Below are 20562 nucleotides of genomic sequence, written 5' to 3' on the forward strand. Positions count from 1 at the left end.
ACCACTGCCGACGCACTCGGGAGACATGATGCTGCAACCGGTCGTCCACACCGGGCAGGGCACGGTGCGGGGGGTGCTCGACGACGGCGGAGTGGCCGCCTTCAAAGGCATCCCCTATGCCGCCGCGCCCTTCGGCGCGAATCGCTTCCGGCCACCGCGGCCCGCCGAGCCGTGGTCCGGGGTGCGTGACGCCTCCGGCTACGGCCCCACCGCGCCCAAGGCCCCGTACCCCGCGCCGTACGACAGGCTGATCCCCGAGGTGGACATCCCGGGCGGGGACTGCCTCAACCTCAACGTCTGGACGCCCGATCCCGGCGGACGGCTGCCGGTGATGGTGTGGCTGCACGGGGGTGCCTTCGCCAACGGCTCCGGCTCCGTGCCCGGGTACGACGGCAGCCGTTTCGCGCGGGACGGCGTCGTCTGCGTGACCCTCAACTACCGTCTCGGCGCGGACGGTTTCCTGTACCTGGGCGAAGGGGACCCCGCCAATCTCGGGCTGCTCGACCAGATCGCCGCCCTGCGGTGGGTGCGCGACAACATCCCCGCCTTCGGCGGCGACCCGGACCGGGTGACCGTGGCCGGCGAGTCGGCGGGCGCCATGAGCATCGGGGCCCTGCTGGCCATGCAGTCCGCCGCCGGGCTGTTCGGGCGCGCGATCCTGCACAGCGGCGCCGCGCACCACACCCTCGGCCCGGGGACCGGCCGGCTGATCGGCCGTCAGCTCGCGGACCGGCTCGGGGTCGCCCCTGCCCGCCGGGCTCTCGCCGCCGTCCCGCTGGACCGCCTGACCCAGGCCCAGCAGCAGCTGCGGGCCGACATCGCGGCCCGGCCCGACCCTGCCCTGTGGGGCGAGGCAACCCGCAACCTGATGCCCTTCGAGCCGGTCGTCGACGGGGTCACCCTCCCCCGGCCGCCGATCGACGCCATCGCGGACGGAGCCGCCGCCGGCGTCGACCTGCTGATCGGCACCAACAGCGACGAGTTCCGCCTGTTCCTGGTGCCGAACGGCGTCATCGACCACATCCCCGAACCCCTGCTCGCGCAGACGGCGGCCGGGTACGGGCTCGACGCTGAGAACGCGATCCGCACCTACCGCGAGCAGCGCCCCGGCGCCACGCCCGGAGACCTGCTGGCCGCGATCGCGACGGACTGGTTCTACCGGATTCCCGCCGTCCGCCTCGCCGAGGCCCAGATCCGGCACCGGCCGGACGGCGTCTTCCTGTACGAGTTCGCCTGGCGGCCCCCGACCTTCGCCGGCCGGCTCGGCGCGTGCCACGCCGTCGATCTCCCGTTCGCCTTCGACAACCTGCACGACACGGCGTTCGCCCCCCTCATCGGCACCGAGCCCCCGCAGCGGCTCGCCGACGCCCTGCACGCGGCCTGGGTCTCCTTCATCGCCACCGGCGACCCCGGCTGGCCCGCGTACGACGAGAAACGGCGCGCCACCCTGCGGTTCGACGTCCGACCGGACCTCGAGCACGACCCCCGGCCCGAGGAGCGCACCCTCTGGGAAGGGCGCCGCTGAGCGGTCACGGGGCAGCGCACCGTCCGTCACCCGCTGTGGAGGTGACCTGTTCCCGCGCATGGGGTCCGGATGGTCTGTTCCGCCCAGACCGTCTTGCCCTCGGCGTGGTAGCGGGTGCCCCAGCTGTCGGCCAGGGCGGCGATGATGAACAGGCCCCGTCCGCTCTCGTCGATGGTGCGGGCGTGCTTGACATGCGGCGCGCTACGGGAGGCGTCACTGACTTCGCAGGTCAGGGCGCAGTCGCGGATCAAGCGGAGCCGCAGGGGCGGGGCGCCGTAGCGGACGGCGTTGCCGACGAGTTCGCCGACGATGAGTTCGGCGGTGTCGGCGGTCTCCTGGTCGACGCCCCAGGCGTCCATCCGGCGGCGCACCGCCGCACGCGCGAACGGCCCGGCCTCGGGTCCCGGCGGCAGTGCACAGGTGAGGACCTGGTCCCCGTTCAGCGCCTCGGTGCGCGCCAGCAGCATGAGCGCGTCTTCCGACCGTTTGTCGTCGGTGAGTGCGTACGCGATCCTGTCGCACAGGTCGGCCGGCGGGCGGGTCCCGGCCTCGTTCAGCAGAGGTCGCAGCGGCGCGGACGGCGCGAGGACCTGCTCGGCCAGAGCGGCCGTGCCGATCACCAGCGTGCTGCCCGCCGGGAGGTCGACCGTGGTGGCGGGGAAGGGAGCATTGCCGGTACCGGCGAGCAGCGGTCCCGGCAGCACGGGCAGGACGGCCGAGCTGCCGTCCGCGAAGACCACGACCGGGTTCGACAGCCCCGAGCGGACGAGGGTGCATCTGAGGTCGACGGGGTCGTAGACGGCGATCAGGCATCCGGCGGTGAGCGGCTCGCGGTGCAGGGGGTCGCGCGAGGGCAGCGCGGCACGCTCGGCGGCGAGGCGGGCGGCGGTGTCGTTCAGACGGGCCATCAGATCGTCCGGGTCCAGTTCCAGCGCCGCGAGCGACGTGACGACGGTGCGCAGCTGTCCCATCGTGGTGGCCGCGGCGATCCCTCGCCCGGCGACGTCTCCTACGACGAGCGCCGTCCGTGCCCCTGCCAGGGGGATGACGTCGAACCAGGCGCCGCCGCCCTCGGAACCGGGAAGGTGCAGATGGGAGATGTCCACCGTGGAGGGCGCCTGCGGATGCTGGGGAAGCAGCCTGCGCTGCACCGTTGCCGCGATGGTCCGTTCCCGCACGTAGCGGCGCGCGTTGTCGATGCACAACGCCGCATGCGCGCACACGTCGGACGCCAAAGCGATGTCCGCCACCTCGAACGGCTCCTCGTCCTGGTGCCGGTAGAAGCTCACCACTCCCAGCGCCTCGCCGCGCAAGGCCAGCGGAGCCACGATCAGGGAGTGGGCGCCTGAGTGCCTGATGGCGTCCGCCCGGGCCGGATCGGCGGCGAGCCACAGGCTCTCCTCGTCCACCGACACGAGCCGCGGCCGCAGATCGCTCAGTACGCGCGCGAAGGGAGTTCCGTGGGGCAGGTGCCGCACATCACCCAGCGGGTACGCGGACACCCGGCCGCGGAACGCCGCTCGCCGCAGCGGCACATCGCGGGCGACGGGGACCAGCGGCGGCGCCTCACCCCGCACGACGTCCTCGATCACCTCCACCACCGCGATCCCGCAGAACGCCGGCACCACCGCGTGGACCAGCTCCTCGCTGACGGCGATCACGTCCAGCCGTTCCCCGACCCGTTTGCGGACCTCGTCCAGCACCGCCAGGCGCTCCAGCGCCCGCTCCCGCTCGGTGACGTCGACGGCAGAGGCCACCAGGCCGAGGACGTCACCGCGCGTGTTCTCCAGCCGCACATAGCTGACGGAATAGATGCAGCGTTTGCCGGCGGTCGGCCTCGACACGCGCCGCACCATCCGGTTCACCGCCGGCTGCCCGCTCTCCAGGACCCTGCGGGCCGCCGCCTCTTCCGCCTCCGGGTCGGCGAGCTGATACGCCTCGGTGAAGACCCGGCCCAGCAGATGTCCGACGGGGGCGTCGGGCAGCGCACCCGTCGCCGTGTTCACGCGGACGATGCGCAGGTGGTCGTCCAGGACGTGCAGGCCCACCGGAGACCGCGTGAACATGGCCCGAAGGATGGCCATGTCCTGCCCGGAGACGACGTCCGCCGCGGCATGGACCTCCCACCCCACCGACGAACCGGTCAGGACGGGCCGCACCAGGACACCGCCGACCTGCTCGACCCGGCCCCGGCGCCACTGCTCGTCGCCGGCCGCCTCGCCCACCAGGACGGCCACGGACTGACCTGCGGCCTCTTCGGCGGACCACCCGAACATCTCCTGCGCCGCGCGGGTCCACTCCGTCACCCGGCCGCCCTCATCCAGGTGCATGAGCACGTCACCAGTCACCATGGGCAACACACCTCCCGGCCCCTCCATGCCCGCGTGCGCACACCGCGGCGCAGCCCGGCCGGGAGGAGCCATCCATCGGCGCAGTACCGGGTACCTCGGCACGCGTTCCACGACACCGTGAAGACCGACGACGTCACCGGTGCCCGCGGCGAGGACCGGCGGGCTGACGGCACCGGCGCACCGGGCCCGGACGGCCCCGGATGCACGCAGTGACCACTGGCGGTCGCAGGTGTCCCTCGCTGTCGTGAGGCCGATCGTGCCCGATGGACGGGACGGACGGTCACCTCGATCAGGCGGCCGCCGCCGTCCTGATGCCCCGCCACGACCTGCCTCCGACCGCAATGGACCGCGACGAACCGCCGGGATCGAGAACCGCCCGTGCGGAGCCCGAAATACCAGACGTACTCAGGGCAGCGCGACGGCACCGACCAGCGCACGCCGCGGCCCCCGCGAAGGAAAGGCACAGGGGCAGGGCCTTCGCGCAGGGCGACGAGGGATCCGGGCAGAAGCCCCTCCCCCACCAGCCGCCGGGGCGGCAGTCCGACGAACTCCGCCGGTCACGGCCCCGGCGCGCCACGGACGACTCGGTCCGCCTCGGCCCGACGACGATGTGCGCGTGTGTGGCAGAGCGCCGGCAAGCGTTCGCCGGCGCGGGCCGGGCCTGCAACGGCGGCGGCACGTCCGACACGTCTCGGGGGACGAGGCAGCGGCGCATCGGGGCGAGGTGCAGGCTGGATTGTGGAGGTGGGTTGCCGTGGCGCAAAACGAAGCCGTCTCGCCGGGCAAGGGTGCTGCAGTGATGGAGACTCTGTTCCGTCAGTCGCCGACAGGCCTGCTGATCTTGGACAGGCAGTTGCGCATCCTGCGGATCAACATCACCAGGCCGGCTCTGCACAAGCCGCCGTTCGACCAGATCGTGGGCCGGCGCCTCACCGACGTGTACGACCTGTCCGCACCCGGTGAGGTGGAGGCGATGCTGCACGGCGTGCTGGAGAGCGGCGCACCCGCACGGAACCGACTCGTGGGGTTGCGTGCGAAGGGCTCACCAGGGCCGGAGTACGTGTTCTCCGTCTCAGCATCTCGCCTGGAGGACTCGCAGGGGAGGATCTGGGGGGTGCTGACGGAGATGCTCGACGTCACCGAACGCGAAAAGGTGGGCGCCCGCCTGCGGGTCCTCGCGTATGTGCGCGAGCACGTGGGACGGACACTCGACGTGGTGGCCACCTGCGAGGAACTGGTGCAGGCGGTGGTTCCCGACGTCGCCGACATCGCCGTGGTGGAAGTGGTGGACGCCGTGCTGCGTGGCGAGGAACCTCCTCCGGGTCCGCTGGGACCGGAGGTGCCGCTGCGCCGTGCCGCCTTCGCCCACCGCGGCGGCGAGGTGCAGAACCAGGCACATCCGGTGGGCGACGTGCGCCCTCTGCCGTTCCCCACGCCTTACACCCAGACGCTGACCGACCTCAAGCCCCGCCTCGTCGCCCTGGGCCCCGACACGCCCTGGCTGGCAGCCGACTCGCCACGCGCCGAGGCGATCCGCGCATCCGGTGCCCGTGTTCTGCTCACGGCACCCTTGACACTGCGTGGAACCGTGCTGGGACTGCTGAGCATGTACCGCACCGGTCAGGCCGACGTCTACGACGAGGACGATGTCACCCTCGCCCTGGCAGTGGCCGCTCACACCACGCTGTGCATCGACAACGCCCGCCGTTACACCCGCGAACACACCATCGCCCTGACAGTCCAGCGTCACATCCTGCTGCCCCACCCCGCGTCCCCGACCACTGTGGAGACCGCGCACATGCACGTGCCGTCCGAGGTGGGGGGAGGCGGTGGGTTCGACACCTTCGCCCTGTCCGGCGCCCGCACCGCACTGATGATCGGCGAAGTCGCCGGCCAAGGCATCCACGCGGCCATCACCATGGGCCAGGTACGGACCGCTGCCCACTCCCTGGCCTCGCTTGATCTGGAGCCCGACGAGATCCTCGCCCGCCTCAACGACACAGCCGTGAGCCTCGCCGAGGAGCGCGTGGCGCTGCCGCCCGGAGATCCCCTGCCGCTCACAGGAAGCTGCGCGTACGCGGTCCACGACGCGCTCGCCCGGACCTGCACCATCGCCTTGGCCGGCCATCCGCCACCTGTCATCGCCCATCCCGACGGGACCACCGAGATCCCTGACCTGCCCGCCGGCCCCCCTCTGGGCACTGCCGAGGGACCTCCCTTCGCCGCCACCACCCTGTCCGTCGCCGACGGCAGCGTCCTCGCCTTCTACACCGCGTCCCTGCCGCACGCCTCACGATCTCCGGACACCCTCCAACGGGTGCTGGCCCATCCTGAGCGGCCGCTGCGGGATCTGTGCGACGACGTGCTCTACCGGCTGCGGAACGACATCCGTGACAACGACGTCATCCTCCTCCTCGCCCGCACCCATCCATTCCCCGCCGACCAGGTCGCCGCGTGGCATCTCGACCACGACCCCAAAGCCGTCGCGACGGCGCGCGCCCACGCCCGCCACCAGCTCATCCGTTGGAGAGTCGATGAGGAGACCGCCTACACCACCGAAATGATCGTCAGCGAGCTGGTCACCAATGCCGTCCGCTACGGCACCCCGCCCGTCCGGTTGCGGCTCATCAAGGACCGCACACTCACCTGCGAGGTCCTTGACAGCAATTCCCTCGCGCCACGGCTGCGCCACGCGAAGACCGTCGACGAAGGCGGGCGAGGCTTGTTCATCATCGCCCAACTCGCGCAGAACTGGGGCGTGCGCTACACGCTCGACGGCAAGACCGTCTGGGCCGAGCAGACTCTCCCGCCCCCAGCCACAGCGAGCTGAAGGCCTGCCCGTTCCCCTGTGCATCCCGGCTGGCGGGCCGAAAGCGCCCTGCGCGCCGGAGCCGAAGGCCCTGTGCGGTCTGGGTCAGGCCGGCCTGAGTTGGACGTTGTGGCGGTGTTGCGGGCCGCGAGGCCCGTAATCGATGTCCGCGCCGGTGTTGCTGCTGGTCATGACCGCGGGGGGAGCGTCGTAGGGATCCATGACCGCTTCGATGAAGATCAGCGTGTCGTTGGGCGCGCTGAGGGCCTCCGTCAGGTCCGCGGTGGTCCTGACGACGAACGATCGCGCCGTGGTGTCCGGACGGAGCACCCTCGGCAGATCCGCGTAAGCCCAGGTGGCGATGTCGTTGTACTGCTCGGTCTTGCCGAGGTAACCGCGTTCGATGGTGTATCCGCCGTTGTTGATCAGGAAGATCACCGGCTTGTGGTCGTGCCGCAGGACGGTCGACAGCTCCTGCGCGGTCAGCTGGAACGAGCCGTCACCCAAGAACAGCAGGTGGCGACGGTCTGGTGCTGCGGTCAGCGTGCCGAGCAGGGCTCCGACCGAGTAGCCGATCGAGCCCCAGTTGATCGATCCGACGAAGGTGCAGCCGGGTGGCAGGTGCAGGCCGAGGAGAGCGTACGACGTGCCGTTGTCGAGAAGGAGCACGTCCCCGGCCCGGAGGTAGCCCTGGATTGCCCGCCAGTACGCAGCCTGCGTCAGATGGGTGGAACCGCCTGTACGGGTCCCCGCCGCTGCGGCCTCCCGCTGTGGCGCAGCGCGGCTCGTGACGTGCGGGACGGCGTCCAGGACGCCACGGATGACTTCCTCGAGCGTCACCGCCTGATAGTTGTCGTCACCGATGTCCACCGAGTGGCCGCGGGCGCGGATCGTGTCTGCGGGCAGCGAGGCGGTGAAGTCGCCCGTGGTCACCTCGATCGGCCGGTAGCCGATGGAGAGCAGGCAGTCGCTGGTCTCGATCGCCGCGCGCACGTGCGGCTCGCTCGCCTGGCCGTTGTAGATGCCGACGTAGTAGGGGAACGTCTCGTCGATGACCGCCTTGGCCGTGCTGATCGCTGCTACGGGAATCTGCATTTTCTCCGCCAGCCCCATGACGTCGGCTGCCACGCCGAACCGGTCCGCGTCCAGATCCACCAGGACCGCCGGTGACTTGGCGGCGGACAGCTGCCTCGCGATCGCGGTGGTGCACGACCGCAGCCGTTCCGGGTCGCTGGGCGGTTGCGCGAGCACCAGCGGGGTTTGCGGAACCTCGATGTCGAGATAGGCGATGTCGGAAGGCAGCTCCACGTACACCGGGAGCTTTTCCCGCCAGGCGGTGAGGATCAGCCTGTCGATCTCGGTGGCCGCGTTGTGCGGGGTCAGTCTGGCCTGCGCGGCGGTCACCTGTGCGTAGGCGCCGAGGAAGCGGTCCCAGGTGCCGTCGGCCATCGTGTGGTGCATTCCCAGGCCGCGGTCGATGGACTTGAGCGGTATCGACCCGCAGATACAGACCACGGGCACGTGCTCGCTGTAGGAGCCGGCGACCCCGTTGATCGCGCTGAGCGCGCCGACGGCGTTCGTCACGAGGAGCGCGCCCATGCCGTTCAGCCGGGCATAGCCGTCCGCTGCATAGGACGCGTTCAGCTCACTGCAGTTGCCGACCCATGTCAGCGTGCCCGCGTCTTGGAGCTGCTGCAACAATTCGAGGTTGAAGTCACCAGGGACGCCGAAGAGGTGGCGGACGCCGGCCTCCTCCAGACGCCGGAGCAGGAAGTCGCCGATCGTCATCCATCGGCTCGGGCCAGTGGTCATCGCCTGTGCCTCCGAATCGCTGGTGTCATCTCCACGGGGGAGCGGGAGAGCGGCCTATATCCATTTTGCGGTGAGAGGTGGCTGGGGCCCTCCGGGGCGTTCGTGCTCCCCCTCGCGGGCGGATCGACCAGGCATGATGTCCGCCATGCCATGCGCCCGATACCGCCGAGAGGACCCTGCGTGCATCCCCGCCGGCCCGCCGATCCGGGTGCCGGGACAGGCGCCGACCGTGGACTCAGCTCTTGGCGATCAGCCGTTCCGTCGCGGGGCCTGATGGCGGGCGCTGCGGCTCTGACGGTCGCCGACGGGAGCGGCGGGCCCTACGGCTACAGGCCCGAAGCGGCGGCGGGCCCTGTCCGCAGCGGCTGCGGCGGCGCGAGCGCGGTCGTCGCCGGGGTTGCGTAGTTCGGGACGGGGTGCCCGTACGTGGGACGGGATTCGTACTCGGGGACGGGGTTTCGTTCGTGAACGGGGTTTCGGGAACGGGTTCCGTACTCGAGAACCAGGTTTCGTACTTCACTCCGCGAGAGAGATCGGCCCCGACCACCATCAACCCCGACCACCTTGCAGCCGGGCGGAACTGAGCAATGAAGTCCTACGCCATCAGGCTCCGGTCCCCGTATTCATCACGAATGTCACGCCTTCGGCGGGCAACTCGCGGCCTTCGTCGTCGACGAACCCCACCCGGACGGCCTGACCGGTGGAACGCAATCGCCGCAGAGAGGAGGGTCCCGACGGACGAGGGCGGTGTTGGTCACCCCACTGCTGGAGAGCCGCCAGCACGAGTTGCAGCTCCTGCCCCGCCGGAGTCAGGTGATAGCTCTGCCGATGCCGGCTGCCAGGCTCCTGGTACGTCCGCGTGCGCAACACACCGGCCTCGCTGAGAAGCTTGAGCCTGTCACTGAGCAGGTTCGGCGCGATGCCGAGGGACGACTGGATCTCGGCGAACCTGTGCTTGCCCGCGAATATGTCGCGCAGGACCAGCAGGGTCCACCGCTCGCCAAGCACTTGCAGGCTGCGCTCGATGGAGCAGGCCGGCGAATCCTCCATGGGGCCGGACACTTTCCTTGACGATGGCACTGCCACCCCACCTCCCACATCTCTGCCGGATCCACACCCATGCCACGCGACTGCATGGCATCATCGCATCGTACACCTGAGTATCGGATCACTACCCAGTCTGCCGCTCAAGCGTCTGTTCAGGCGGCCGGAGCATGCTGCCGGCCCGTGACGCGCACGGCATACGCAGCGCGCCGGGGCAAGCCCAACGGCCCGGGCGTCAGGGGACGAGGCCCGTGACCCGCCGTCCTTGAGCCGGCCGGCAACGGTGGCGAGCAGTTCGCCGGAGAGGACCTTGCCGGCCACGGCCCTGGACATGAGCGTGGCGCCGACCAGGGCGCCGAGGGTGAGCATCGCCTCGGCCCGGGCCTCCTCGGAGTCGTCACTCAGGCCGGCGAGCAGCTCCAGGCAGGTGCGGACCTGTTCCTCGTAGGCCTCCCCCTGGTCCGCGACGCCACAGCCGCCCTCTCCCCCGGGCGGATGCACGCCGCACACGAATTGACCGGTCCGACCTACGCCCACGCCATCCTGACCACCGCAGAACCCGTCACCGCATTGGAGGACGCACAGGCGTGAGCCTGAAGGCGCGCCCACCAACCCGGTGAAGCGCCCGCGTGTCACCGTCGGCCGCCTCGTCGGCAAGGGTGACCGAAGCCGCGCCGAAGGACGCCCCGACCTGCCGGACAACCGCCTCGCCGGGGCCGAGGGCAGCCGAGACTTGACTTTAATAATAAAAGTTAGATGGAATCGCTGCCGCCGACCCCAGAGCTCGGCCCGCGTGCAACACCAAGTGGATGGGACACAGACATGCAGATTCAAGGCAAGGCCGCCTTGGTGACGGGTGCCAATCGAGGGATCGGCCGGGCGTTCGCCCGAGAGCTTGCCGAGCACGGTGTCACGGTCTATGCCGCCGCACGCCGCCCCGAACTGATCACCGACCCCGGGGTGGTGCCGATCCAACTGGACGTCACGGACCCGGCCACCATCGCCACGGCGGTCGAGGCGATCGGCGACCTCTCGGTCCTGGTCAACAACGCCGGGACGGCCCTCGCGGCGCCGGTGCTCACCGCGTCACCGGACGACGCCAGGCGCGAGATGGAGGTCAACTACCTCGGCACCTGGGCCGTGACCCAGGCCTTCGCTCCGGCACTGTCCCGCAACGGCGGCGGTGCCGTCGTCAACATGCTGTCCGCCGCATCCTGGCTGGCCCTGGAGCAGGCGCCCGGTTATGCGGCGAGCAAGGCAGCGCAGTGGTCACTGTCCAACGCGATGCGGCTGGCTCTGCGTTCACAGGGCACCCGCGTGCTCGGTGTACACGTCGGCTATGTCGACACGGACCTGTCAGCCGGTGTCGATCAGCCCAAGATCAGTCCCGAGGAGGTCGCGCGGGCCGCGGTCAAGGGGCTCATCGCCGGCGAGGAGGAAGTGCTCGTCGACGAGTTCAGCCGCCAGATCAAGTCCGCGCTGCCGAACGACATCGCCGCGCTGTACTCGGCCCGGTGACGGACGGCGCCCATGAGCGACCTGTGCCACCCACGGCACGGCGGTTCTGCCTGCCGTAACATCAGCGCCAGCGCTGCGGCGACACCTCGCGCAAGGTTCGGCACGTTGCCCGAGCGTATCCGTTACGAGGACATGGTCGAGGAGAAGGCGGCCACGCCGAACGACCCGGCCAGGTGTGCCTGCACCCCCGAAGGATCGTGGACGGCCTTCTCCTGCCTGGCAGTCGACCTGGGACTGTGAGCGAAGGGTCCTGAAGCTGGGTCCGTCAGCCGTTCGACCGCTCGGGGGCCCGGCTGCCACCTGGCGCCGCACCCCCGAGCGGTCGAACGGGCGTCACCGCACACATCGCCGCTACGGGCGCAAGGCCGAGCACCTCCTAGGCTGCGTCGGTCGCGCGGCGCACCTGATCGCATACCGCCGTCTCGCCAGGCAGACCAGGCCGAGAAGCCCATGAGCCGAGGCCGAGCATCGCTTCGTCCGAAGGTCAGTACCTTCCCGAGCGCCTCGCGCATCTCGTCGATGCTCTCGGCCGGCACGTCGAGCACCGCCTCCACCTCGGCGTCCTCCAACTCCACGTCATCCAGACACTCGGGGTCCAGCAACACCGTGAGCAGACCGCAGAGCGACCTCACGGACACAGCCGTAGGCCGTGCACTGGTCCGGGGTCATCACGCAGTTGGTATCGAGGCCGAGCGCCGTGTCCTGCGCGGACGGCTCACCGACAGCGCACGTGAAGAGCAGGAAGAAGCCCTCCTCGTCCTTCGCTACGCCCGCCTGCATCTCGCCGTCGACGTCGACCTCGGCAGCCACCGCACGGGCCGTGAACCTGTATGCCCTACGCCGGTTCTACCAGCAGCCCGCACGGCCCACGCTCAGCCCGCGGCAAGCGACGACACCGTCACCTCTCGCCGGGCCGGGAGGCCCACCGGACTTCCCGGCCCGGGCACGTGGTCATCGTCGCGTAGGAGGCCGCATGGATGTCCGGCACGCCCGGGCGTAGGCGGTGCCCGGGGCCGGCGGGACCGAGTGGGTCGGGGTTGAGCCACTCGGCCCCGGCGAGCGGGTCATGTGCAGAGGACCGGACCGGTCATCACCGGGACGGCACGGTCGTGCCGGCCGCGCGTCCCTGGCCGCGGTACGGGGCCAGGAACGTGGTCAGCGCCGCCAGCATCTCCTCGGGCGCCTCTTCGGCGACCCAGTGGCCGCAGTCGGGGATGACCACGCTCTGCACGTCGTGCGCGGCAGCCTTCATGGAGACCCCGGCTGCGCCACCGATGCTCAGCGCTCCGCCGATCGCCAGGACGGGCATGGTCAGCAGGCCGGCCTTCTGGCGTTGCACGTTCTGCGCCACCATGGTGTCGAACGCTCGGTAGAAGCCGAAGCTGCCGCGCAGTGCGTCGCGGTGGGAGGCCAGGGTGCGGATGTAGTAGTCGGTGGCGTAGTCGGGCAGCTTCTTCGCGGCCTGGATGTCGAACTCGTAGCCGAAGTAGATGTCTTCCCGTCCCCTGACGAGCAGCTCGTTCAGCTCGGCGAGCCGGTTGAAACCGATGTGCCACGCCCGGTCGTTGAGCCCCTCGGGGCCGAAGAGCGGCGGCGACACGCTGATGCCCGGCAGGGGAGCCTCAGCGACGGCCAGGCGATCGACCCGCTCCGGATGGTCCGCGGCCAGGGCGTAGGCGATCGGCATCCCGGTGTCGTGGCCGACCACGCCGAACCGCTGGTGACCGAGTGCGTCCATCAGCGCGACCAGGTCATTGGCGAGGGTGGCGGTGTCATACCCGTCCTGCGGCTTGTCGGTCAGGCCGATGCCGCGCTGGTCGACTGCGATGACCGTGAAGTCCTCGGCCAGTGCGGGCATCAGCAGGCGCCAGGCGTACCAGGTCTCGGGCCAGCCGTGGACCAGCAGCAGCGCCGGGCCGTTGCCTCCGACCACCACGTGCTGGCGCAGTCCACCAGCTTCGACGTACCGGCTGGTGAACGTCTTGGTGAAACCGGCCGGAAGGTGTGGTGCCTGTGAGACGGAGCCGAAGCCTTCCACCTTCCCACCCGCCGGCCATCCGCGGCTCGTTCCGCCTTCGGCTGCTGCAGCCGGCCGGGCAGGGAGCAGGAGGGATCCGGCAGTCGCTGCGACCGCCGCTGCGGCCGAGGTGGACAGGAATTTCCGCCGAGAGTGCGGCGGGATCATTTCAGTCACGGTAGACCTCTCGGGTTGTCCGGCTTGCATGTGAGGGCGAGATGCCAAGGGTGAGAGCGCGGGCGGCTCGTCGGAGCGATGAGTGCTCATCGACGCGACGCCGGGCGCACCCCCTTTTGAGCAGTGAAGGTGCTGTTCGACTTTGAGCAGTGAAGGTGCTGTTCGACGCCGACGAGGCCCGCCGCCCGGTGGGCGGTGCACCCCCTCGGCGGTTTTGGCCGGGCAGCGATGAATCAGAGCGTCAACGTGGCCGACAGCAGGGCGTTCGCCGCGGTGATGTCACCGCTGATCCATTCCGGTCGGGCGGCCTGCCGCTTCCACAGGGCGAGCAGCAACTCGGCTGCGGTGGCCTCCACCGTGGCCGCCGCGGGACCCGAATCCACCGGCAGGGCCTGCGGGATGTCGCCCGGCCGAATGAGCCAGCTGTGTCCCGTGTCGGTGGTACGGAGCGCCACGGGAGCCGGCAGCGGCTTGTGCTCGTCGCTGCCCCAGACCCTGGGAACCATCACGGCGAACACCTCGTCCACTCCGTCGGCCGCGATCAGAGGATCGACGTGCACCTCGGCCCCGAGGGCCAGCTGGGCATCGACCAGGTGGACCGCGGTGTCCTGGGTCACGCGCCGGAACCAGAGCGCAGCCACTGCGCCTTCGAAGCCGAATGCCCAGGTCGGAGCGGTGGGCTCGGTCTCCTCCAGGGCGGCCGCCACCGTGGCCGCGCCCTCGGCGTACCAGTCGGCGATCTGCTGCCCGGCAGGCGGGGCGAACTGGTCGCGGGGCAACTCCCCGGTCTTCAGCACGGCTGCCGCGAAGCGGGACGCCTGGCCCAGATGGGTGCCCAGGTCGTGCATGTTCCAACTGCCGCAGGTGGCCACCGGGACGCCCGGGTCCGCGATGCGCAACAGCCGCTCGAGTGCCACCGCCTCCTCGCGCAGTACGGCCAGATAGGTGCCGGTGGCGAGCGGCAACGGAGCGGGGGGCTGATTCACGGCGACCTCCGGAAAGGCGGGGCTGGTGACGGCGGTTGACTCGGCCGCCAGGGAACTGGCCCTGCATTCAGGAAGCGGCCGTCTGAGCGCCGCCCCTGGGGCCGGAGGGAAGCATGCACGGCAGACTAGAGTTTCGCAAGTCAGATGCTTCCGTCGGATGCGACGGCGCACACGGAAGGCAACTCGGCGCCCCCGATCGGCCCGACGGGGGTTTCGTTCCGCCGCTTCACCACGAGCCGGCCACGTCCGCACAGCGCGACCGGACCCCGGCACCCGCCCACAACGGCCGCCGAGGCGCCGCCCGCAGGTGGGACGGCGCGCATGGCCGGCCGGCGACAACGACGGCGAGCAGATCGCGGGCAGGTTCACCGCGTCAACTGCGTCCACTGCGTCCACTGCGTCCACTGCGTCAACCGCAAGAAGCACCGATACGCCCGTCGCCCCTTCGATGGAGCTTGACTTTCATTTCTATAGTTAGCTAGCGTGCGGCACATGCCAAGCACACAGCAGTTCCACGTGTCCGAAGTGTCGCCGTCCTACTGGAAAGTGACCTTCTCCAACGGCCCGATCAACCTCATGGACGTGGACACCATCGAGCAACTCGCCGCGCTGGTGGACCGGATGGAGCGGGCGCCTGACCTGACGGTGGTCGTGTTCGACAGCGACAACCCCGCCTTCTTCATGGCGCACTTCGACTTCCTGGCGGACAAATCACGCATCGCCGCGATGAAACCCGGCCCCACGGGGCTCCATCCCTACTCGGACAACTTCGTCCGCCTCGGCAAGGTCCCGGCCGTCACGATCTCCGCGCTCAAAGGCCGCACCCGCGGAGCGGGAAGTGAGTTCGCGCTGGCCACGGACATCCGTTTCGCCGGGCACCGCGCAATCCTGGGGCAGTTCGAGGTCAGTGTCGGGGCCGTGCCCGGCGGCAACGCGACGGGGCACCTGAGCAGGCTGGTGGGCCGGGGCCGCGCGATGGAGATCCTGCTCGGGGCCGACGACTTCCCGGCGGAGCTGGCGGCCCGGTACGGCTACGTCAACCGCATCCTTCCCGAGGACGAGCTGGACGATTTCGTCGATGCCTTCGCCCGCCGTGTCGCGGGGTTCGACAAGGCCGCCGTAGCCGGAACCAAAGCCCTCGTCGACGAGAGCACCCGGATCCCGGACGAAGAGTTCGGATCCGCTCTGGACGCCTACTTCCGAACGGTAGGACGGCCGGTGAACGAACACCGCGTCCGGCGCCTGTTCGAAGGAGGCCTGCAGAAGCCGGACGGCGTCGAACTCGACCTCGGCAGGCAGGTCGCAGAGAGCAACCGGAACTGACGCCTGCGACACAGCACCCCGAGCGGGACCTGGCCCTCAGCAAAGCTCGCTAAGGTCCGGCATGAGTGAGCGCACCGGGCGACTCGGCAACCACAGCCGCAACAGCACCTCTCCTGGATCGCCGCAAGCAGTCCTGGCCGGACCCCGGGCAGCCTCCGACCCGGGGTCCGGCCTGCCGACGGGACGGGAGGAAGGTACGGCATCCGACGAACCCTGGTGCTCCACCGCGGCCCGGCCGACCCAGCCCTGCCGAGCACCGCGCCGACCTGGGCCTCTTCACGCGTCAGAGGCCCCATACCGCCCTCATGACGTCAGCCCGTCGTCGCCCTGCACAGCCGGACCCACGGGTCTCATGCCTGCGTCAGGATCACTCGTAGTGCCGACACCGACCGCGACCGGCCGACGGCGCCGGAAGGCATTCGCGGACATCTACTCCGCTCCACGTGACCTTCGCTGCTGCAAGGTCGATACTGCCGACAGGGTTCCGACCGCAACGCAACCAATCGACAAGGGACACCTGGCACTCTGTCAGGGAAGTCAGCATTCAGTCGGCGTCCGGACCACCACGACCCCCTTGCGCCCGCCGTCACCCGCCAAGATCGAGAATCGACCGTACCCAGACTGACCAGCAAAGACACTTGCCAGAGGCCCGTCTGTTGGCCTCACCAGGAGGTATCCATGAAGATGCTGATCAACGTGCCGGAGACCGTGGTGGCGGACGCGCTGCGCGGGATGGCGGCGGCGTATCCCGATCTGACCGTGGACGTGGAGAACCGGGTGATCGTCCGCCGGGACGCTCCGGTGGCCGGACAGGTGGCACTGGTGTCAGGCGGCGGGTCGGGGCACGAGCCGCTGCACGGCGGCTTCGTCGGCCCGGGCATGCTCTCCGCCGCCTGTCCGGGCGAGGTGTTCACCTCGCCGGTGCCGGACCAGATGGCGCGTGCCGCGGCGGCGGTGGACAGCGGCGCCGGCGTGCTGTTCGTGGTGAAGAACTACACCGGCGACGTGCTCAACTTCGACATGGCGGCCGAGCTGGCCGAGGACGAGGGCATCCAGGTCGCCAAGGTACTGGTGAACGACGACGTGGCGGTCACCGACAGCCTGTACACGGCCGGGCGCCGCGGCACCGGCGCGACGCTGTTCGTGGAGAAGATCGCGGGCGCCGCGGCGGCCGAGGGGCAGCCTCTGGAGCGCGTGGAGGCGATCGGCCGACAGGTGAACGAGAGCTCGCGCAGCTTCGGCGTGGCCCTCAGCGCCTGTACGACCCCGGCGAAGGGCTCCCCCACCTTCGAACTGCCCGAAGGGGAGCTGGAGTTGGGCATCGGCATCCACGGCGAGCCGGGACGCGAGCGGCGGCCGATGATGACCTCCGGGGAGATCGCCGACTTCGCGGTGAACGCGCTCCTGGAGGACATGCCGCCGCGCAGCCCCGTGCTGGTGCTGGTCAACGGCATGGGCGCGACCCCGCTGCTGGAGCTGTACGGCTTCAACGCCGAGGTGCAGCGGGTGCTGCGCGAACGCGGAGTCGCCGTGGCCCGCGTCCTCGTCGGCAACTACGTCACCTCTCTGGACATGGCGGGCGCCTCGGTGACGCTCTGCCAGGCCGACGAGGAGTTGCTGCGCCTGTGGGACGCTCCGGTGAAGACTCCCGCGCTGCGCTGGGGGATGTGATACCGCGGACGAGGCGACCACCACCCCCGCCACAGCGGCCAACACCCCTATCACGCAAGGAGATCCTGTGCTCGACGCCGACTTCTTCCGCCGTTGGATGGTGGCGACCGCCGCCTCCGTCCACCGCGAGGCGGACCGGCTCACCGCCCTCGACTCGGCCATCGGCGACGCCGACCACGGCAGCAATCTGCAACGAGGATTCACGGCCGTACGGACCGCCCTGGAGAAAGAGGTGCCGGACACCCCGGGCGCGGTGCTGGTTCTCGCCGGGCGGCAGCTCATCTCGACGGTCGGCGGCGCGTCCGGGCCGCTGTACGGCACCCTGCTGCGCCGGACCGGGAAGGCGCTCGGGGATGCCACCGAGGTCAGCGAGGAGCAGCTGGCCGAGGCGCTGCGCGAGGGCGTGGACGGGGTGATGACGCTCGGCGGGGCGGCCCCCGGCGACAAGACCATGATCGACGCCCTGGTGCCGGCCGTGGACGCGCTCGGCGACGGCTTCGCCGCCGCGCGGGCCGCAGCCGAGGAGGGCGCGGTGGCCACCACCCCGCTGCAGGCCCGCAAGGGCCGGGCGAGCTATCTCGGCGAGCGCAGCATCGGCCACCAGGACCCGGGGGCGACCTCGTCGGCGCTTCTGATCGCGGCGCTGGAAGAGGCGTCGGAGGACGGACGGTGAAGGACGGGAAGGTGGTCGGGATCGTGCTCGTGTCGCACAGTGCGGAGGTGGCCGCCTCGGTCGCCGAGCTGGCGAAGGGCCTGGCCAGCGGGGCGCCGGCGGTGCCCGTGGCCCCGGCGGGCGGCACCGAGGGCGGCGGGCTCGGCACCAGCGCCGAGCTGATCTCCGCCGCCGCGGCCTCGGTGGACCGCGGCGCCGGGGTGGCGGTGCTCACCGATCTCGGCAGTGCCGTGCTCACGGTCAAGGCACTGCTCGCCGAGGGTGGCGAACTGCCGGACGGCGCCCGGCTGGTGGACGCGCCGTTCGTCGAGGGCGCGGTGGCCGCGGTGGTCACCGCCGCGACCGGTGCCGATCTGGACGCGGTGGAGGCCGCGGCGGCGGAGGCGTACGGCTACCGCAAGGTGTGAGCGTGCCGAGCGGTGCGGCCGGTCACCTGTTCGCGACGAACAGCCTGGCCAGCCGCGCCCCTTTGGACACCGCCGCCGCATGGTCCTCGATCGGGTCCAGGTGCGAGTGCTTGAAGACGACGTAGGTGACGCCGGAGGGCACGCCGCCGTCGCGCGGGTCGCTCGGGATGCCGAGGCCGCGGGCGGTGGCGTAGGAAGCCTCGCCGATGACGTCGCGCGGGCCGGTGTCACCGACCACGGCGTACTGGACCCGGCCGTGGTACAGGACGGCGGCGACCGAGCCGCCCTTGACGCCGTCCTTGCGCGGGTTCCAGATGCGGCTGGGGGGCGGGAGGACGATGTAGGGCAGGGAGTCGGCCTTCAGATGACGGCCGTCGGACTGCTGGTAGGCGGTCATGGCGGCGAACGACGGGTCGGTGCGGCGGTTGCAACGGGCGGTGGACTGTCCGTCGCAGTCGATGTCCATGTCGGCCTTCCAGAACACGGCGTCCCGGGTGCCGCAGACGGGCACCTTCGCCGAGCGGTCGGCGTCGGTGCGGTACCGGCCCCGGGAGATCTGGTGGCACTCACCCAGCCGGGCCAGCAGGTCGGTGGCGGCGACGGCGCCTTCGCCGTGGGCCGCGGACCGTTCGCGGGGCGGGACGGCTGCGGCCGTGACGGGCAGCGCGGCCGGGGCGAGCAGGGCGGCGCCGGCCGCGGCCAGCGTCAGCGACGGGACACGCACGATGAGGGACCCTCTCCTCGGGGACAAAACGGATATCTGGCCCTTATGGGGCAAACATCCAGCACACTGTGGGGTGAGCCCGCGCCCCCGGCAGTCCGGACCGCCCCGAAGAGGCCGGATGGAGCACGCTTCTGACGCCTCATGAGGGACGAGAAGTGGCGCAACAGGACTAACGAGGGCCACGGAAGTAGCGGTGAGTGACGAGAAGCGAGGGCGACAGCAGGGGCCGGGGGATCCGGACCGAAGCCGGGCCGGACCCCCGGCCGCCCGCGCGGGCGCGGGATCGGCGACGACAGCGTGTCCGCGCCACAGGCCTGAACTTCCCTGCTCTCCGGGGCAGTTCAGCCGTCGGGAAGCTCAGCATACGTAACCCTGCGGCAAGGTCACCAACGCGGACCCGCCCCGGTCACCCGCCCGGACCCGCCCCGTCCCCCACACGGACTCCCACCGGCCCCCCGTGCGGCCCCCTTGCCGTGGGAGTGCACGCCGCGCCATATTGGTCCGGACCTTTACGTGACCGCCGATGCCGCCGTCCTCGGGAGGCAGAGCCGTGCGACGCGTTCCCTGGCCGCTCCTTCCGGTCTGCGCGGCCCTGCTGCTGGTGACGTCCTGCGGCTGGGGCGGGGGCGCCGACGGGGACGAGGGCCGGGCGCCCGGCCCCCCGACCGGGGTCACCGCGCAGGCGGGCAGCGCCACGAGTGTGCATGTGATGTGGAACGCGGTGCCGGACACCCCGGGCGTCCGTGCCTACCAGGTATATCGGGGCACCACGAAAGTGGAGGAAGTACCCGGCTCGCAGCACATGGTGGACGTCACCAGGCTCAGGCCGTCCACCGTGTATGCCTTCACCGTGCGGGCCCGGGACTCCGCGGGACGGCTGGGGCCGCCGAGCCGTGCGGTGCGGGCGCGGACACCGGCCCTGGCGGCGGCCGACCGCTCGGCGCCGACCCGGCCGTCGCATCCCGCCGGGCGGGTCCTCGGCGGCCGGGAGGTCCAGCTGTCCTGGGGCGCGTCCCGGGACGACCGCGGCGTGGTGTCGTACGACGTGTACCAGGGCGACGCGAAGATCCACACGGTCGGCGGGGACCAGACCGCCACCGTGGTCACCGGGCTGCGCCCCGGCACCGGCTACGTGTTCACGGTGCGGGCCCGCGACGCCGCCGAGAACGTCTCCCCCGCGAGCGCCCCGGTCCCCGTGACCACCCCGGGCACCGACGACGGCCGGGGCACCGCGCCGGTCGGCTTCGCCGCGACGACCCACCACACCGGCGGCGCGTACTACATCGACCTGTCCTGGGACCCGCCCCGCGTGGACGGGGTCGTCACCGAGTACCGGATCCTGCTCGACGGCGCCGCGGCGACCTCGCTGGTGTGGGGCGGCACGCCCCCGCACGGACGGGCGGGCTACAGCTTCTACGTGGGCCGCACCGCGGGGCAGGAACACCGGGTGCGGCTACGGGCTCGGCTGCCGGACGGCACCTGGGGCGGCTGGTCGGCGCAGCGGACGGTGACCACGGGCGGCTGA

16 protein-coding genes are annotated in these 20562 nt (G+C 71.0%); 9 read left to right on the top strand and 7 right to left on the bottom strand.

The features are described 5' to 3' along the window. Positions 1-25 precede the first annotated feature (25 nt). Positions 26-1525: a carboxylesterase/lipase family protein gene (locus ABZ919_RS17975; protein WP_361248450.1), complete on the top strand. Its 1500-nt coding sequence runs from the start codon at positions 26-28 to the stop codon at positions 1523-1525. Between the two features lie 26 nt (positions 1526-1551). On the opposite strand, the gene ABZ919_RS17980 is transcribed toward ABZ919_RS17975, so the two are convergent. Then, positions 1552-3876 carry a SpoIIE family protein phosphatase gene (locus tag ABZ919_RS17980; protein ID WP_361248452.1) on the bottom strand — a complete coding sequence of 775 codons (2325 nt, stop codon included), beginning with the start codon at positions 3874-3876 and terminating at the stop codon, positions 1552-1554. A 799-nt stretch (positions 3877-4675) separates the two neighbouring features. On the opposite strand from ABZ919_RS17980, the gene ABZ919_RS17985 reads away from it, so the two are divergent. Beyond that, positions 4676-6706, top strand: a complete 2031-nt coding sequence (locus tag ABZ919_RS17985; RefSeq protein WP_361248453.1) for a SpoIIE family protein phosphatase — start codon at positions 4676-4678, stop codon at positions 6704-6706. A gap of 84 nt (positions 6707-6790) precedes the next feature. On the opposite strand, the gene ABZ919_RS17990 is transcribed toward ABZ919_RS17985, so the two are convergent. Continuing rightward, positions 6791-8497, bottom strand: coding sequence for a thiamine pyrophosphate-binding protein (locus ABZ919_RS17990; protein WP_361248455.1), 1707 nt, complete (start codon positions 8495-8497; stop codon positions 6791-6793). A 603-nt stretch (positions 8498-9100) separates the two neighbouring features. Next, positions 9101-9547: a helix-turn-helix domain-containing protein gene (locus ABZ919_RS17995; RefSeq protein ID WP_361248457.1), complete on the bottom strand. Its 447-nt coding sequence runs from the start codon at positions 9545-9547 to the stop codon at positions 9101-9103. Positions 9548-10363: 816 nt separating this feature from the next. Here ABZ919_RS17995 and ABZ919_RS18000 point away from each other — a divergent pair. Together ABZ919_RS18000 and ABZ919_RS18005 are read left to right on the top strand one after the other, a co-directional pair. After that, positions 10364-11059 (top strand): SDR family oxidoreductase, encoded by a 696-nt coding sequence (locus ABZ919_RS18000; protein ID WP_361248459.1) that lies wholly within the window; start codon positions 10364-10366, stop codon positions 11057-11059. Between the two features lie 105 nt (positions 11060-11164). Then, positions 11165-11299, top strand: a complete 135-nt coding sequence (locus tag ABZ919_RS18005; RefSeq protein ID WP_361248461.1) for a hypothetical protein — start codon at positions 11165-11167, stop codon at positions 11297-11299. A gap of 336 nt (positions 11300-11635) precedes the next feature. Here ABZ919_RS18005 and ABZ919_RS18010 read toward each other — a convergent pair whose 3' ends face one another. From ABZ919_RS18010 to ABZ919_RS18020, 3 genes are all read right to left on the bottom strand, one after another. After that, positions 11636-11869 carry a hypothetical protein gene (locus tag ABZ919_RS18010; RefSeq protein ID WP_361248462.1) on the bottom strand — a complete coding sequence of 78 codons (234 nt, stop codon included), beginning with the start codon at positions 11867-11869 and terminating at the stop codon, positions 11636-11638. A 280-nt stretch (positions 11870-12149) separates the two neighbouring features. Then, complete coding sequence (locus ABZ919_RS18015; protein ID WP_361248464.1) at positions 12150-13097, bottom strand: alpha/beta hydrolase; 948 nt, start codon at positions 13095-13097, stop codon at positions 12150-12152. Positions 13098-13486: 389 nt separating this feature from the next. Further along, positions 13487-14239: a maleylpyruvate isomerase family mycothiol-dependent enzyme gene (locus tag ABZ919_RS18020; RefSeq protein WP_361248466.1), complete on the bottom strand. Its 753-nt coding sequence runs from the start codon at positions 14237-14239 to the stop codon at positions 13487-13489. Between the two features lie 492 nt (positions 14240-14731). Between ABZ919_RS18020 and ABZ919_RS18025 the strand changes: the two genes are divergently transcribed. From ABZ919_RS18025 to ABZ919_RS18040, 4 genes are all read left to right on the top strand, one after another. Next, on the top strand, positions 14732-15562 hold the full coding sequence (locus tag ABZ919_RS18025; RefSeq protein WP_361248467.1) for an enoyl-CoA hydratase/isomerase family protein: 831 nt from the start codon (positions 14732-14734) through the stop codon (positions 15560-15562). 678 nt (positions 15563-16240) lie between these two features. Continuing rightward, positions 16241-17233 carry a dihydroxyacetone kinase subunit DhaK gene (dhaK, locus tag ABZ919_RS18030; RefSeq protein WP_361248469.1) on the top strand — a complete coding sequence of 331 codons (993 nt, stop codon included), beginning with the start codon at positions 16241-16243 and terminating at the stop codon, positions 17231-17233. Positions 17234-17300: 67 nt separating this feature from the next. Beyond that, a complete protein-coding gene (gene dhaL / locus ABZ919_RS18035; RefSeq protein WP_361248471.1) occupies positions 17301-17906 on the top strand; it encodes a dihydroxyacetone kinase subunit DhaL in 606 nt (201 codons plus the stop codon). Then, positions 17903-18313 (top strand): PTS fructose transporter subunit IIA, encoded by a 411-nt coding sequence (locus ABZ919_RS18040; RefSeq protein ID WP_361248473.1) that lies wholly within the window; start codon positions 17903-17905, stop codon positions 18311-18313. The genes dhaL and ABZ919_RS18040 overlap by 4 nt, the downstream gene beginning before the upstream one ends. 22 nt (positions 18314-18335) lie before the next feature. Here the strand turns inward: ABZ919_RS18040 and ABZ919_RS18045 are convergent, their stop codons facing one another. Next, entirely contained in the window at positions 18336-19037 is a 702-nt protein-coding gene (locus ABZ919_RS18045; RefSeq protein WP_361248474.1) for a glycoside hydrolase family 75 protein, read from the bottom strand. Between the two features lie 550 nt (positions 19038-19587). Between ABZ919_RS18045 and ABZ919_RS18050 the strand changes: the two genes are divergently transcribed. Continuing rightward, positions 19588-20562, top strand: a complete 975-nt coding sequence (locus ABZ919_RS18050; RefSeq protein ID WP_361248476.1) for a fibronectin type III domain-containing protein — start codon at positions 19588-19590, stop codon at positions 20560-20562.

This window comes from Streptomyces sp. NPDC046759 (genome assembly GCF_040645475.1).
In the GTDB taxonomy this organism is placed as follows: Bacteria; Actinomycetota; Actinomycetes; order Streptomycetales; family Streptomycetaceae; genus Streptomyces.